A 16387-nucleotide genomic window follows, 5' to 3' on the forward strand; every position below is an offset into this window, starting at 1 on the left:
TTCTAAACTATATATTAACACATTCTAATGGTGCGATTTAAATTTAAGAAATATAGGTGCACCAGTAAATGAATATATGTTTTCACGTATAGTTCTTCTAATCAAGTTTTGATAATGCTCTGGCACTTTCCTTCCGTTTGTGAAAAACAGAAAAGTTGGTGGTCTTATATCTACCTGAGTTCCATAAAATATTTTTAATCCACGCGGAGGTGGTGTGAACATCATCATTCGTTGTACAACAGCATTTACTGCGCTTGTTGATACCCGATGTTTTAAAGCATTGTAAGCGTCATTTATAGCATTTATGAGCTTTGAAATTCCAGAAGATTTAACAGCACTTGTAAAAATCACAGGGCTATAATTCACAAAATAAAGCTTTTCGTAAAACATATTCATATACTCATCAACACGTTCTCTGGCGTGACTCACAAGATCCCACTTGTTATAAACTATCACAGTTGCCTTCCCTCTGTTTTCCGCTATTCCAGCTATTTTTTGATCCTGTTTTGTAATGCCTTCCAACGCGTCAATCACTATAACTGCCACATCACACATTTCTATAGCTTTTATAGAGCGAACAGTACTATACATATCCAGACTTTTGTACTCTGTTTTACTTTTTCTCTTGAAACCGGCAGTATCAACAAAAAGATATTTTTTATCTTTTATTGTAACTAATTCATCAATTGCATCACGAGTTGTACCCGGGATAGGTGTAACAAGTGAGCGTTCTGATCTTAGAATGGCATTAAACAATGAAGATTTACCCGCATTTGGTCTGCCCACAATTGCCACACGTATTATTTCTTTTTCCTCAACTGTTCTTTCCAGGTCGTAGCCTTTATTTTCCAGAATTTCTATAATCTTTTCAATGAGAATATCTATATTTTTCCCCTGTTCTGCAGAAACAGGGATAGGATCACCAAATCCCAATTTATACAAATCAGGTAAAACTTCCTGGTATTTGCGTTCATTTTCTGCCTTATTAGCCACAAATATTATCTCTATTCCACTTTTCCTTAAAAGTTCAGCAAGATGCTCATCTTCCGAAGTTATCCCCTTCCGCCCATCAACAATAAAAACTGCTGCATCTGCCTCTTTAAGCATGGAAATTGTATTTTCCTTTGTTTTTTGAGTAATTAAATCTTCCGGAATTTCAAATATTCCACATGTATCCACTATTTCAAAAACTTTTCCAAAATAAGAGACGCGGTCTGAAACCGCATCCCTTGTAACGCCTTCTTTGTCATCTACAATTGATTTTCTTTTACCGATTAATTTATTAAAAAGTGTTGACTTCCCTACATTACTCTTTCCCACTATTAATACTGTTGGCATCGCTTATCTTCCTTTCTAAAGAAAGAGTCCTCTCTTTCTCCGTTTCTTCTTGTAGCTCTTTTAATTTTTCTTTTTCAACCAGTTCTTTTTCACTTATAGTTATTCTGTATATTTCTCCATCCTGGACAAAACGGATAATTTTTCCCGTAACACTATCACCCACATTTTTAACTGAAATTGTATGTGATTTTGGTAAGTATACCTCTATATCTTCTACCAGGATTATATACCCCTTCTTTACTTCCTTTAATACCTTTCCGGTAATTACATCTCCATTTTTATATTTTCTGGAAAACTTTTCCCATGGATTTTCCGTTGATTTTCTTACACTCAGTCTAATTCTTCTTGCTTCTTTATCAAGATCAATTATAACAGCCTTAACTTTTTCCCCAATTCGAACAATTTCCTCCGGTTTTTCAATATATCGCCATGACAATTCTGAGATAGGACAATATCCACTTATTCCCTCTTCGAGATCAATTATTACACCTGATGTAAGAATAGTTCCAACGACTCCCGTTACTAAATTTCCAACAGGATATTTTTCCTCTACTTCTTCCCATGGATCCCCTTTTGCCATCTTATAGCTCAAAGAAAGTTTTCTTTTTTCCTTATCTACCTCTTTTACAACTACCTTTACCACATCTCCTTCTGAAACTACATCATTTATTTTCCCGGGTTTTCCCCAGAATATTTCACTTATATGCACAAGACCATCCACACCTGGCTCTAAAGTGACAAAAAAACCATAAGGTAAAATACTTTTTACAGTTCCAGAAACAACAGTCCCAACCGGGTATTTTTTCTCTACATTCAACCATGGATCTGGCATAAGCGCTTTCAAACTAAGGGTTACTTTTTTATTATTCCTATCAATTTCTTTTATAAGAAGTTTCACGGACTTTCCTATTTCCGTTACATCTTCCGCTGTTATACTATTGTCATACGAAACTTCACTGTTTGGAAGTAATCCAACAATTCCATCAACAATTCTCACAAAAGCACCGAATTTCTCGATGTTTTCCACTATTCCCTCTATAACGTCTCCTGGTTTTCTTTCGCTAAAAAATCGCTTAACAAATTCATCTTTTATCGCTTTTCGCGATAAGACAATATTTTGCTTTCGACCCCTGGATTCAAATTTTATGATCTTAAATTCAAGAAAACCATCTGGAATATTTTCACCTTGCTTTATTAAAGACTCACTTCCCGGAAGAAAAGCCGGTAAAACATTTTCAATTAATACAAGGTACCCTCCTTTTATTTGCTGTTTTACAACGCCTTTAATTTTTTCTCCCTTTTCATATTTTTCTTTAATTTCGTTTCTTAATTTCGATAAAAGAGGTTTTTTCTCTGATAGTAATGCCGTCCCCTCTTCATCGTTAGTTTTTAAAACCATTAATGTTAGCTTTTCACCTATTCCATAATCTTTTGGAGATCTTACAAGCTCCTCTGCAGGTACCAACCCCTCCCCTTTCCAGCCAAAGTCTATAAATACTTCACTTTCCGAAATTCTTACGACTACTCCTTCCACTAAAGAACCTCTTTTTACCTCATCAAACAAGTACTCTCCCAGAAGCTTCTCAAAGCTGTTGTCCATTTTCCAGCATCCCTCCTAATTCTTTTAATCTATCTATAACTTTTTCTACATCGTAAACAGACGTAGAAGTTCCACTCACAATTCCTACTTTTTTTACATTATCTGGAATATTAATTAACTCATTAACACTCTCCACATGAAGCACAGAAGTGTTTATGGAAGCTAACCTTGCAAGTTTGAGCGTATTTGAACTATGTTTGCCACCAATTACGATAATAAGGTCACATATTTTTGAAAGTTTCTTCACCTCTTCTTCCCTTTTTATAGTAAGGTCACATATTGTGTTGCACACAAGCAATTCATTAATTTTTGATATTTTTGTAGTTTCACATATAAATTCATTGAATTCCTCTAACGATGAGGTGGTTTGACTCAAAAACGCCACCTTTTTTTCAACAAATTTGCCTGGAACTTTAGTAACCATGGCATCAGAAACATATCCTTTCAAAGCGATCATTTCCGGATGGCTTTTTTTCCCAAATACAACTATCTTGTAGCCTTTCTCTCTCAATCTTTTTGCCTTTTCAAATAAATCCATTACAATTGGACATGTTAGATTCACTACACGATATTTTTTTTCATATTCCCTTATCTTTTCCGGTGGTAATCCATGCGCCCTCACAAGAAACACTTCACCATCTTCAAAAGAAAGTCCAGAAACCAATAAATCATTCATGACATTTTTATTATGAACTATATCATCATCAGTAAAAACTCTATATCCTTTTTCCAGAAGTTCTTTTGTTTTTTTAACAGCGCGATCCACTCCAGAACAAAAACCTATATTTCTGGCTACTATTATCTGCATTTGATTTTAACCACCTCAAGAATTTTCTCAATAACTTCAGATACTGAAAGATTTGTAGTATCGATTATAAAAGCATCTTCTGCAGGTTTTAATGGTGCTATATCCCTTTCAGAATCCTGCTTATCTCTTAATAATATTTCATTCAGTATCTCAGAATACTCTACATTTAAACCTTTTGCTTTTAATTCTTCAAACCTCCGACGTGCTCTTGCTTCAGGAGAAGCTTCAAGAAAAATTTTAACTTCTGCATCAGGAATCACAACAGTGCCTATATCCCTGCCCTCTACAACAATATTTCCAGATTGAGCTATTTTTTTCTGTAAAGACGTTAAATATTTTCTAACTACGGGATGTCTTGCGTACAATGATGCATACTTACCAGCGTCTGGTGTTCTTATTTCATCTCCCGCTTCTTTTCCCAAAAAAAAGAATTTGCCCTCTATAAATTTTAAATCAATATCTTCTAACATTGACAGAGTTATTTCATCCTCAGGGGTAATACCTTTACTGTGAAGATATAGGCCAACTATCCGGTACATTGCTCCAGTATCAAGATAATAATATCCCAGTTTTTCAGCAAGTTTTTTTGCTACAGTAGTCTTTCCAGAACCAGCTGGTCCATCTATTGCTATTTTACAGGACATAAGAGACCTCCTTTATGCTTCCTCCATTGTAGAAACAATCTTAAATACTTTATCCAATCTTGTCATTTCAAATACTCTCATAACAGCCTGTTTTGGGGCAGCCAAAATAAGCTCTTTATCATTCATCCTGGCATCTTTTAAAATCGCCACAAGACTTCCAAGACCTGCACTATCTATGTATGAAACATTTGAAAGGTCAATCACAAACTTTGAAACACTCGTTTCAAGCATTTTCTCCCTGATTGCTTTCTTTATGTCCGCCGAATGGTAAGCATCAATATCTCCAGATATAATGGCTATAACTTTCTCTTCAATTTCCTTAAACTCAACTTTTGTCGTTTTCATAAGATTCACCTCCATCTATCTTTATTGAAAGCTCATTTAGTTGTTCGTTAGAAACTCTGGATGGAGCTCCAGTAAGCAAACAGGCACCACTTGAAGTTTTTGGAAAAGCTATAACCTCTCTTATGTTATCCAGACCCGCGGCTATAGCAACCATTCTGTCAAAGCCAAAAGCTATCCCGCCGTGTGGAGGAGCTCCATACTGAAGTGCTTCCAACAAGAAACCGAATTTTGTTTCAGCTTCTTCCTTAGACAATCCTATTATATCAAAAACTCTTTCTTGAACTTCTTTCTTATGAATTCTTATGCTTCCACCACCAAGTTCATTGCCATTTAATATCATGTCATAAGCATAGGCCTTTATTTGCGCGGGATCTTTATTTAAATCTTCTACATGAGGCATGGTAAATGGGTGATGCCTGGCAACATATCGATTTTCTTCTTCATCCCACTCAAGAAAGGGAAAGTCTACAACCCAGAACGCATCAAAACCTTTCATTAAATCTTTGAAATATTTTTTCCCAAGCTTTATGCGCAGATTTCCCAACGCAGTATTAAGAATTTCGCGGTTTTTATGAGCAGCTATTAAAACGACTTCTCCTTCTTCTAATGCAAAATCTTCAGAGATTTTTTTATACTCATCACCTAAAAATTTTGCCGTAGGTGAAACAACTACTTTTTCTACTTTAAACCATAACAATCCACCAAGCCCGGATTCTTTGACCACTTCTTCATATTCAGATGCAATCTTTCGGCTTATTGGTATCTTTGCAACAAATCCTTTAACAGAACCTCCGTTGTCAATTATGTTCCTTATTATTTTAAAATCAGTGTTTTTAAAATAATCTGTAAAATCAGTTAATTCCATTCCTATCCGTCTATCCGGCTTATCTGAACCGTATTTTTCCATTACTTCATCATAAGTAAGCCTGTCAAATTTTTCAGGAAGCTCTATTCCAACTTTTGAATAAACATATTTCACAAATTTTTCCATTATCTCCAGGATATCTTCCATTTCTACAAACGACATTTCAATATCTATTTGAGTAAACTCTGGCTGTCTATCAGCTCTTAAATCTTCATCACGAAAACATCTGGCGAATTGATAGTATTTATCAAAACCTGCTACCATTAAAAGTTGTTTGAATAATTGCGGTGATTGTGGCAAAGCATAAAACTTTCCCTTTTGCAAGCGAGAAGGCACCAAAAAATCCCTCGCACCTTCTGGGGTACTTTTAGTTAAATCAGGGGTTTCAATTTCAATAAACCCATGGGAATTTAAAAACTCCCTTGCAGCTTGGGCCATTTTATGACGAAGCACTATATTTCTTCTCATATTTTCTGAACGAAGATCAATGTATCTATACTTTAGTTTTAAATCTTCTGAAACTTTTTCTCCTGGGTAAAACGGCGGCAAAGCAGCTTTAGAAAGAATTTCAAGGTTTTCGGCATAAACTTCTATTTCTCCTGTAGGTGTTTCTGTTATTGTTTCTTCAGGTCTTTTTTTAACCACTCCTTTTACTTTTATCACCCATTCTCTACCAATCTCAAGAGCCGGAGAATACGCTTCAGATTCAGGTGTAACAACAACCTGAACTATTCCATATCTATCTCTGAGTATTATGAACTTTATACCACCCAAATCTCTTATTCGCTCAACCCACCCTGCAATTTCTACAATTTCGCCTACGTGAGTACTTCTAAGTTCTCCGCATGTATGAGTCCTATACAATACCATCACCTACCTGCTCTATATTTCTCCCAATCTTTTAAAAACCTCTCAATACCTATATCTGTTAAAGGATGCTTAAATAATTTTTCTAAAACATTAAAAGGAACAGTTGCTACATCAACACCTATCATAGCAGCTTCCGCCACGTGCATGGGATGCCTGATACTCGCAGCAATTATCTCTGTTTCAAATGCGTAATTGTTATAAACCACAACTATTTCTTCAAGCATTTTTAATCCATCATTTCCTATGTCGTCTATCCTTCCAATAAATGGACTAACGTATGTTGCACCTGCTTTTGCCGCAAGCAAAGCCTGATTAACACTGAACACAAGAGTCACATTGGTTTTTATTCCTTCCGAAGAAAGAATTTTAACAGCTTTTATTCCTTCTGGTGTCATTGGTATTTTAACAACAACGTGTTCGTCTATTTGTGACAATTTCCTCGCCTCTTCCACCATTCCTTTCCAATCTAAAGAAATCACCTCAGCGGAAACAGGTCCCTGGACAAGTTCACAAATCTGCTTAATAGTTTCTTCAAAAGGTCTGTTTTCTTTAGAAACCAGAGTAGGATTCGTTGTGACCCCGTCTATTACACCCCACTCTACGCCTTGTTTGATCTGATCAATATTGGCTGTGTCAAGAAAAATTTTCATATTTACACCTCCCGTTTTTAGGGACTATTTCAAACCAGTTCTTGCAATTCCTCTGACAAAATATTGTTGTGTAAACAAGAAAAGAATTATAACTGGTAAAACTGAGAACGTTGCTGCAGCCATTAAATGATTGTAAAGAGTTCCGACATCTGAACTGAAATTTTGAAGACCAACTGGCAAAGTTCTATACTTATCACTGTTTGTTACTATCAAAACCCATAAAAATGCATTCCAGCTTCCAACAAACTTTAACAACGCTCCTGTAATAATCACCGGTTTACTAAGAGGTACCACAACCTGCCATAAAAATCTCCAATGCGAGCATCCATCTATTTTCGAAGCATCAAATAATTCCTTGGGAATAGTTAAGAAATGCTGCCTCATCAGGAAAATAGCAAAAACACTTACAATCCATGGAACAATCAGTGCGTAATATGTATCTATCCAGCCAAATTTTGCAATTGTTATAAAATTAGGCACAAGTAAAACCTCACCTGGTATCATCATAGTAGCCAGAAAGATTCCAAATAACAAATCTCTTCCAGGAAATACCATCCACGAAAAAGCGTACGCAGCCATTGAAGCAACAATAACTTCAAGAATGGTAGTAGCAGTTGCCACAAAAAATGTATTCCAGTAATATCTTCCAAAAGGAGCTTCATTCCAGGCATCTACATAATTTTGAAATACATTTGCGAAAATTTCCCCAAATGAAAACTTCAATTTAATAGTTTTAAGATTATCATCACTTAAATAAACTGGACTAACGTTATCAAGTTCTATTTCAACAAAATTCCCATCACGTACACGAATAGCCTTCACAAAATCAGGTGCTTCTATTATCTGCCATGCATTCATAGAGTTTACGTATATTTTTCTCAGCCTTTCGACGTACTCCGAATAAAGTATCAGATCTTTTAAAAGTGCTTCGAAATTATTCAAGTCACTATAAGCGTTTAGCTTGGCTCGGACTATCTTATACGTGCTGCTATTTTGTAGTTTATCCTGAGAAATCTCTAAAAGTTTACTAAATCCTTCATTAAGTACTATCGAATAATAATCTATTTTATTTTCCACCAGCAAATTTTTCAAAGATACAACCACAGTTTTTAGGTTCACAAGTTCTGTATTGGTAATATTATATTTCTCAAGCATAAGAGCATCCACTTTTTTAGAATAATTCTCCGGAAGTTTTTCGAAACCATTTGACTTTAACACTTCGTTAAGTGTAGTCTTATCAGGAAAAGCTTCCAGATTCTTTTTCAAAAGTGCAATTCTTTCATCTTTCCTTAAAATACGAGCAACTATGGGTTTTTCAACAACAGACGTCTGCAAAGTTTTAAAGTACTTCAGGACTTTCGTATAAAACTCAACATGTTTTTTTTCCGAAATAACCGGGTTGACAACTTTTGTATTATAAACAGAAACAAGAGGATTAGAACCGGTGTATTCAAAATCATATTTTTTCAATATGTCCAGAATTTTCTCTATTTCTCCATCGGTTAATATTAACTCTTTTCCTGCTTTGTATTTTAATACATCTGAACGGACATTATCCAGGTTCACCTTAACATTTTCCAGAAATCTTTTGAATTGAACAGCTTCATTTTCATCTTTGATTCTTCTATCAACAAATTTTTCAATTAGACTTATACCTTTTAAAGCAGATTCCAATTTCTTTGTCAGACTACTTACGAATTCAACTCTGGAAAAGTATGGAGAAGCACCACTTTTATAGTAAAGAAAAACATCTTCAAAAAACTTCTCAGGCGACTCAGTATCAAAAGTTTCTGGTAATTCTAAATTTTCTAACCAATTATAAAATTTCTCTTTATCTGCAAAATTAGTGTACTTAAATCCCGTTGTATCAATCCTCATTGTACCACGATAAAATGGATCGTCATTGATTATTATATTTAAAACATTTTCATCTTCAATAGCAGCCGCTGAATAACTCAGCGCTTCACTTAAGCTCAAACCCCTTACAGTCTTTATTCCTCCCAATTTGATTTCTACTTTTACATCTCTTTCGCCAAAAAAATTCTTTGTGATCCATTTTGGTGGCCACTCCTGAACCTCACTTGGTAATTTGAAAGAGGTTACAAGCATCCATGCAAACGGCATAATCATTATTACAAAACCAAATGAAAGGAGCAAATATATTATCAGTTTTCTCACAGCTATCACCTCATGATACGTATTCTACAACTTTATTTCCAACCCTGTACTGAATAATAGTAAACACAAGTATAACTGCAAAAAGTAAATACGCAGCAGCACTTGCCAGACCCATTCTCTGCTGCCTGTAGAATAAATCAAAAACATAGTATACCATTGTAATTCCACTATTATTATACGGACCAGGTAATCCTTCATAAAGAACATAAACCTGAGCAAAGACTTTAAAAGCACCTATCATTGACACAATAAGAAGGAAAAAAGTGGTTGGAGAAAGTAATGGCCAGGTAATTTTTGTAAACTTTTGCCAGACATTAGCTCCATCAACCTCGGCAGCTTCGTAGTAAAATTGATCAATGTTCTGCAATCCAGCTAAGAAAATTATAGAGTTATATCCCAGTTGTTTCCATATAGAAACAATCGCTATTGTAGGAATTGTCCATTTTTCGTCTTTCAACCACCTTATTGGGTCCACATTAAACCAGGAAAGAAAATAATTTAATAACCCGTATTCATCATTAAAAATCCATTTCCACACTAACGACACTGCAACAACTGATGTAACAAACGGTATGAAATATGCAGTTCTAAAGAATATCCTGAATTTCACATTACTGTTAAGTAATACTGCAAGTCCCAAGGCTAAAGCTAATGTAATAGGTACTGTAAGAATAACATAGTAGAATGTGTTGACTAAAGCTTTAAGAAATAAATTCTTATCTTTTGCATCAATAAGAAAAGCAAAAACGCTTTTTTCATTGGCCACGCTCATTTCAAAAATAACATACAACAGGATAATAGCCGCGACAGATATCCATATATGTGATTTAAAAGCTCTAATTCTAAAAGCGCTTTTGTTTTTCAGAAGTTCATAAGCTAAAAATCCCCACAAAAGAACACTTGCAATCCACACAGTATTAACAGTAAGTGCCTTGTAACTTAATAAAGAAAGTAAAATTATTGCCAAATATGTAGCAAATGCTTTTCCTTTAGTTTTAACAAATTCAACAAAAGCAAATATTGAAAGGATGATAATTATTGAAAATGCCACGTAATTTAACGAGAACAAAAATCCCGTTATGAAAGAAAATTTTGGAGGATAATCAAACCTAAATATCTCCAGGTAGTTGCTCAATCCATGGAAGTAAGGAGTATTCATGTTTCTAAAATCCCACTTAAAGAAACTTAAAACAAAAGAAAAACCTACTGGCCAGAAAACAAATATACCTAATACTATTAATGATGGTAATAAAAAAAGATATGCAAGAGCAGTTTCCCTCATTCTTTTCTTTTTAGAGACAACCATCCATCCCACCTCACAAAATGTATGAGCTTAAATTTTCATCTTCAACAATTCCTTTTAATTTTCCCTTTACAAACTCTCTGTCAACAGTAATTTTTTCGTCAGTTTCCGGAGCCTCAAACATCACCTCCTCCAGAACTTTTTCCATAACAGTATAAAGCCTGCGTGCACCTATATTTTCAAGCTTTTGATTAAGATTATAAGCCACTGTTGCTATCTCTTCTATACCATCTTCTGTAAAATCAAGCCGAACTCCTTCTGTATACAAAAGAGCCTGGTATTGTTTGGTTAAAGCGTTTTCAGGTTCTGTAAGAATTCTCACAAAATCTTTCATATTTAAAGGTTCAAGTTCAACTCTTATTGGAAATCTTCCCTGAAGTTCTGGTATTAATTCTGTAGGCTTTGAAACATGAAACGCTCCAGCAGCAATGAAAAGTATAAAATCCGTTTTTACAGGACCGTACTTTGTTGTTATTGTCGTTCCCTCAACAATTGGTAAAAGATCCCTCTGAACTCCCTGACGTGAAACATCGGGGCCATGGCCTCCATTTCCAGCTATTTTATCCATCTCATCTATAAATATTATTCCACGATTTTGCGCAAGTTTCAGCGCTTCCTGAATAACGTCATCCATATCTACGAGTTTCTCTTCCTCAATAGGAAGTAATATACGCTTTGCTTCGGATATTTTTACCTTTCTTTTTTTCTTATGCTTTGGAAGAATATTACCCAGCAATTGGGAAAGATCCATCCCCATATCCTCCATTTCTGGTATCCCTATAAAACCTATTGGAGGATTCCCTGATTCAATTTCAATTTCAATTTCTTCGTTATCTAATTCCCCATTTCTCAGTTTTTCCCGTAACTCCTCTCTTTTTTCATGAACTTCTCTTGCGTTTTCTACAGGTTGTGCCGGTTCTTGAATACCAAATATATTTGCAAATGGTATTTGAGAGGGACGTTTTTTTGAAGGTATTAAAACTTCTAAAATACGATTTTCAACATTTTGTTTAGCTTTTTCTTCCACTTCCTTCATCTTTTTTTGTTTAACCATATTAACTGATATTTCCACAAGTTCTCTTATCATAGAATCAACATTTTTACCCACATATCCAACTTCTGTGAACCGCGTAGCTTCTACTTTTAAAAATGGTGAACCAGAAAGCTGGGCAAGTCTACGAGCTATTTCAGTTTTTCCAACACCTGTTGGACCTATCATCAAAATATTTTTTGGAGTAATTTCTTTTCGCCACTCCTCAGGCAACTTTTGCCTTCTAATACGGTTCCTTACAGCAACAGCAACAGCTTTTTTTGCATCACGCTGACCAATAATATATTTATCAAGTTCAGCAACAATTTCTTTTGGAGTTAATTGATCGAAATTTTTAGTCATTTAACTTACCTCCCCATTTTTTAATCTACAATTTCTTTAATTGTGATTCCTTCTTTGACCACATCTACAACTTTCCCCTCTACAAGGACGTACGGAAACAATCCTTTACCAACTTTAATCACAGTTCCTTTTTTACCGTTACTCAAAATCACTTTCGTACCTGTTGGATAAATCCCAACATATTTAACAAATACTGAAACAATGTTCGGATCATAATAATGACCTGCGCTGTGTACTATCCACTTTACCGCTTTGTAAGGATTTCCAGCCACCCCCGGTAAATCTTTTGAAATAATCGTATCGTATGCATCAGCAACTGCTACAATCCTCGCATAAATCGGTATAGTTTCTTCCTTTAATCCCCTTGGAAAGCCTCTCCCATCATATCTCTCATGATGGTGCAAAACAGCAAGTAAAATTTCATCATTATATTTGAGACGGCTCTTTAACAGGGAAGCTCCACGGATAGGATGAGGATCAGATAACAACTCAATATCTCTTTTCAAAATATCATTTAGATATCCTATATCATGAAGAAGTGCTGCAGTGGAAATTTTAACAAGTGATTCTTCATCAAATCCTAATTCATAACCTATCATTGTCGAAATTATTGATGTATTTATTCCATGTCTCACAAGTGGTAAGTCGTCTTTCGTAAATATATTTAATATCTGCTTATCTATGTTTTCAAGAACTCCGGATACTATTTTTTCTGCCTGTTTTACTATGTGCTCCAATTTAATAACTCCCTGTTTCGCTTCCTCAAGAAGTGAAGAATATTCTTCGACAATTTCAAAATACATTTCAGGTTTGATAGCAGATGGTATCTCTGGATTGGATAAATCTAAACTTTCAATTTCTATAGGAACGTGCGAAACTCCTCTTTTTTTCAAAAGGACAATATCTCCCTCACGAAGAGCTGTACCACCCTTTATTAATATAACAAAGCCTGATGGATCGTAAACATCTTCGGAAACTACTTCACCTGGTTTAACATATTCTATTCTTTTCCACCTGATCATTATCTAACCCCCAGATTCTTTGGATGCCAGTTTTCATTTTCAGGCGTCACATAAACAACCGACCAATCCCCCAGGAAAATCTTCTCAAATACCCTTTCCACAGAGTCTTTTGTAACATTATTCACTTTTTCAATCAATTGATCAGGAGATTCAGGAATGATATCGTTGGTCAAATAATCAACGATCATTGTCGTAATTGTAGATGTGCTTTCTGTAGAAAGCTCGAGTTTTCCAATAAGTCTCTTTTTTCCATATTCAAAGAGAGTATCACTAAGTTTGAAATTTGAAAATAAATTAAACAATTTTTCGTTTAAAATGTCCAATTTATCCAAGGAAGTAGCCACATATATTGCAAACAGCCCCCATTCTTTCTGAAACATATTCATAGAATATATATCATAAACCAATCCAAGTTTTTCTCTAATTTCTTCAAATAAAAATGAGCTCATTCCACTACTCAGTAGAGTATTAAGAACCATCGCTGAATAACGTTCTTCCGAAAGAAGAGATAATCCAGGTCTTACATATAAAAGGTGCACCTGCTTAGCATTTTCCATTTTCTTTCCCTTTACAATTCCTGTGAGAACTTTTGACGTGTGCTTTATAGTTCTTGCTCCACCTTTTTCATTAAGTTTTTCCTTAATATAGCTGAGAGCTTCGTTTTCTAAATGTCCCACTATTATAACTTTGGTATTATAAGGTACGTACATTTCATCATGAAAACTTAACAGGTCATCTCTTGAAATCTTTTTTATTGTTTCCTCTGTTCCAATAACACTTTTCGTGTGAGGCCCTTTGAGGAGATTGCTATACATTAATTCATAAACATTACTTACTGGATCTTCTTTATGCGAAAGATATTCCTGATAAATAATTTCCTTTTCTAATTCTATATCCTTTTCACTAAAAAGAGGAGAAAATACTATTTCTTTTAAAACATCAAAAGATTCTTTAGCCTGAAAAGAAGGGACTTTAGCATAAAAAAGCGTATTTTCTTTATCGGTCCACGCATTTAATATACCACCAACTGATTCTATTATATGCTTCAATTGATGCATCGTAAAATTTTTTGTTCCTCGAAAAGATGCATGTTCAATAAAGTGAGATATTCCCAACAAAGAAGTTGGCTCGTACACTGCTCCAACTCCTATATTAAAAGCTATTGTAACAGAACGAATATTATCCATAGGATAATAATAAGTTTCTATACCTGTGTCAAACCTTTCAAAATTCACATGTATCTCTCCTTTTACTTAGCTTTTTGATTTTCCAAGCTGAATTCTTCCAACTTCATCTATATTAATAACTTCCACTTTTATAACATCTCCTACTTTATATTTTTTAGTAAATACTTTAGAATCTTCTCCAAGTTTACTTACATGAGCAAGTCCTATTTTTCCAGGAAGTATTTCAACAAACAAACCGTATGGTTCTATTCTAATTATTTTTCCTGTATATTCGTTACCAACTTCTATCTCCTGAGTTATGTTTTTAATATACTCAACAGCATCATTAACTTTACCCTGATCTTTTCCATAAATAGACACCTTTCCAGTAACATCATCTATTGATATTTCAACATCGTAATCTTTAATTATCGCCTTAATAACCTTTCCACCTGGTCCTATTAGGTCCCCCACCTTAGTAGGATCAATATGTATAGTCACTATAAGTGGAGCATGTGGAGACAGGTTTTCACGCGGTTTTTCTATTGTTTCAAACAATTTATCCAGTATTTTCATTCTCGCTTCTTTAGCCTGATTAAGCGCTTTATTTAAAAGTTCTTCTCCAACTCCGGCAACTTTACAATCCATTTGAAACGCCGTTATACCATTTCGTGTACCGGCGACTTTGAAATCCATATCTCCCCAGTGATCTTCAAGTCCCTGAATATCTGTTAAAATAACGGCTTTATCATCTTCTATTATCAATCCCATGGCAACCCCTGCAACGTGTGTCCTGATGGGAACTCCTGCATCCATAAGGGCAAGCGAACCAGAACAGACTGTTGCCATCGATGAAGAACCATTTGACTCTAAAATTTCAGAAACAACCCTTACAACATAAGGGTAATCATCTTCGTCTGGTACAACAGCCTTCAGCGCTCTTTCAGCCAGATGTCCGTGACCAATTTCTCTTCTGCCAGGCCCACGTAATGGTTTCACTTCACCAACTGAAAAAGGTGGAAAATTATAATGTAAAATGAACCGTTTTGTTCCTTCCTCCATTATAGTATCAACTATTTGTTCTTCCATAGGTGCTCCCAGTGTCACAATGCCAAGACTCTGCGTTTCTCCACGGGTAAAAAGCGCAGAACCATGCGCACGTGGCAACAATCCTAACTCACATGTAATAGGTCTTATATCTTCTGGCCTTCTCCCATCAGCTCTTATTCCTTCTTCTATTATTATTTTCCTCATAAGTTTTTTTGCCTTTTCATCAAACAGCTCTTTCAATAAGGATTCCTGTAACTTTTTCTCGTCTTCTTCAAGCTCTATATCATTTAAAATATTTTCTATTACAACATCCCTGTACTCGTTTAATTTCTTAGACCTTTCAAGTTTCTCTTTCACAAGAAGTCGCTGTCTTAACTCCTGAACATTAAGTGTTTCTTCGAATTTTTTTATCACTTCTTCCAGCGGTTTTGGCTCTTCTATAGTAATTTTTTCAACATCAAATTCTTTTAATATTTCTTTCTCAAAATCCACTATTTTCTTTATCGCTTCATGAGCCACCATAAGAGCCCTTACCATTTCTTCTTCACTTATTTCTTTTGCTTCGCCTTCCACCATCGTTATAGCTTCCTCGCTTCCAGCAACAACTATATCCAGCTTACTTTTCTCTAATTGAGTTTCTGTAGGAAAAATAACAAATTCACCATCGACATAACCAACCCTCACTCCTGCGACAATACCATCAAACGGTATTTTAGACAAATTTAGAGCAAGAGAGGCTGCTATAATCCCTGCAACATCCGGTGGAGCATCGTTATCCACTGATAATACTGTTACAATTAATTGCACATCATTTCTCAAATATTTTGGGAACAAAGGCCGAATGGGCCTATCGATTAGTCTTGCAGACAAAATACCAGACTCTGTAGGTTTTCCTTCTCTTTTAATAAATCCTCCTGGAATTTTTCCAGCAGCGTAAAATTTTTCCTGATATTCAACTGTTAACGGGACAAAATCAATTCCTTCAATAACTCTATCCGAAATATTAACAGTAGCCAGCACCACACTTTCGCCAAACTGCAGCCAGATTGAACCTGATGATTGTTTTGCAACTTTACCATATTGAACTATTAGATCTCTTCCAAATAATTTCGTTTTCCACTCTTTTACATTTATCACTTCACACACCTCCTATTT

The 16387-nt window shown here is 35.1% G+C and carries 13 protein-coding genes; all 13 read right to left on the bottom strand.

The genetic code is table 11. The features are described 5' to 3' along the window. Positions 1-24: 24 nt before the first annotated feature. Genes der through pnp form a run of 13 tightly spaced genes read right to left on the bottom strand, consistent with a single transcriptional unit; the run spans position 25 to position 16366 of the window. On the bottom strand, positions 25-1338 hold the full coding sequence (der, locus tag JYK00_RS07960; protein ID WP_207566381.1) for a ribosome biogenesis GTPase Der: 1314 nt from the start codon (positions 1336-1338) through the stop codon (positions 25-27). Then, entirely contained in the window at positions 1307-2938 is a 1632-nt protein-coding gene (locus JYK00_RS07965) for a S1 RNA-binding domain-containing protein (RefSeq protein WP_207566382.1), read from the bottom strand. Before JYK00_RS07965 ends, der begins: the two co-directional genes overlap by 32 nt. Further along, positions 2922-3746 carry a 4-hydroxy-3-methylbut-2-enyl diphosphate reductase gene (gene ispH, locus JYK00_RS07970; RefSeq protein WP_207566383.1) on the bottom strand — a complete coding sequence of 275 codons (825 nt, stop codon included), beginning with the start codon at positions 3744-3746 and terminating at the stop codon, positions 2922-2924. The genes JYK00_RS07965 and ispH overlap by 17 nt, the downstream gene beginning before the upstream one ends. Continuing rightward, the gene (cmk, locus tag JYK00_RS07975; protein WP_207566384.1) at positions 3737-4390 is read right to left on the bottom strand and encodes a (d)CMP kinase; all 654 of its coding nucleotides are present in this window, start codon (positions 4388-4390) and stop codon (positions 3737-3739) included. Before cmk ends, ispH begins: the two co-directional genes overlap by 10 nt. Before the next feature lie 12 nt (positions 4391-4402). Beyond that, the gene (locus tag JYK00_RS07980) at positions 4403-4735 is read right to left on the bottom strand and encodes an STAS domain-containing protein (protein WP_207566385.1); all 333 of its coding nucleotides are present in this window, start codon (positions 4733-4735) and stop codon (positions 4403-4405) included. Further along, entirely contained in the window at positions 4716-6464 is a 1749-nt protein-coding gene (gene aspS, locus JYK00_RS07985) for an aspartate--tRNA ligase (protein WP_207567667.1), read from the bottom strand. The genes JYK00_RS07980 and aspS overlap by 20 nt, the downstream gene beginning before the upstream one ends. 5 nt (positions 6465-6469) lie before the next feature. Then, a complete protein-coding gene (gene fsa, locus JYK00_RS07990; protein ID WP_207566386.1) occupies positions 6470-7120 on the bottom strand; it encodes a fructose-6-phosphate aldolase in 651 nt (216 codons plus the stop codon). A gap of 24 nt (positions 7121-7144) precedes the next feature. Then, positions 7145-9298 carry a carbohydrate ABC transporter permease gene (locus JYK00_RS07995; RefSeq protein ID WP_207566387.1) on the bottom strand — a complete coding sequence of 718 codons (2154 nt, stop codon included), beginning with the start codon at positions 9296-9298 and terminating at the stop codon, positions 7145-7147. Positions 9299-9308: 10 nt separating this feature from the next. Continuing rightward, positions 9309-10604 carry a carbohydrate ABC transporter permease gene (locus JYK00_RS08000; RefSeq protein ID WP_207566388.1) on the bottom strand — a complete coding sequence of 432 codons (1296 nt, stop codon included), beginning with the start codon at positions 10602-10604 and terminating at the stop codon, positions 9309-9311. 10 nt (positions 10605-10614) lie between these two features. Continuing rightward, positions 10615-11994, bottom strand: coding sequence for an ATP-dependent protease ATPase subunit HslU (gene hslU, locus JYK00_RS08005; RefSeq protein ID WP_207566389.1), 1380 nt, complete (start codon positions 11992-11994; stop codon positions 10615-10617). 20 nt (positions 11995-12014) lie between these two features. Continuing rightward, positions 12015-13016 (bottom strand): HD-GYP domain-containing protein, encoded by a 1002-nt coding sequence (locus JYK00_RS08010; RefSeq protein WP_207566390.1) that lies wholly within the window; start codon positions 13014-13016, stop codon positions 12015-12017. Next, positions 13016-14251 carry a M16 family metallopeptidase gene (locus tag JYK00_RS08015; protein ID WP_228288147.1) on the bottom strand — a complete coding sequence of 412 codons (1236 nt, stop codon included), beginning with the start codon at positions 14249-14251 and terminating at the stop codon, positions 13016-13018. Before JYK00_RS08015 ends, JYK00_RS08010 begins: the two co-directional genes overlap by 1 nt. Before the next feature lie 18 nt (positions 14252-14269). Further along, the gene (pnp, locus tag JYK00_RS08020; protein WP_207567669.1) at positions 14270-16366 is read right to left on the bottom strand and encodes a polyribonucleotide nucleotidyltransferase; all 2097 of its coding nucleotides are present in this window, start codon (positions 16364-16366) and stop codon (positions 14270-14272) included. Between the last annotated feature and the right edge of the window lie 21 nt (positions 16367-16387).

Origin of the sequence: Thermosipho ferrireducens (assembly GCF_017358165.1) — a bacterium.
In the GTDB taxonomy this organism is placed as follows: Bacteria; Thermotogota; Thermotogae; order Thermotogales; family Fervidobacteriaceae; genus Thermosipho_B; species Thermosipho_B ferrireducens.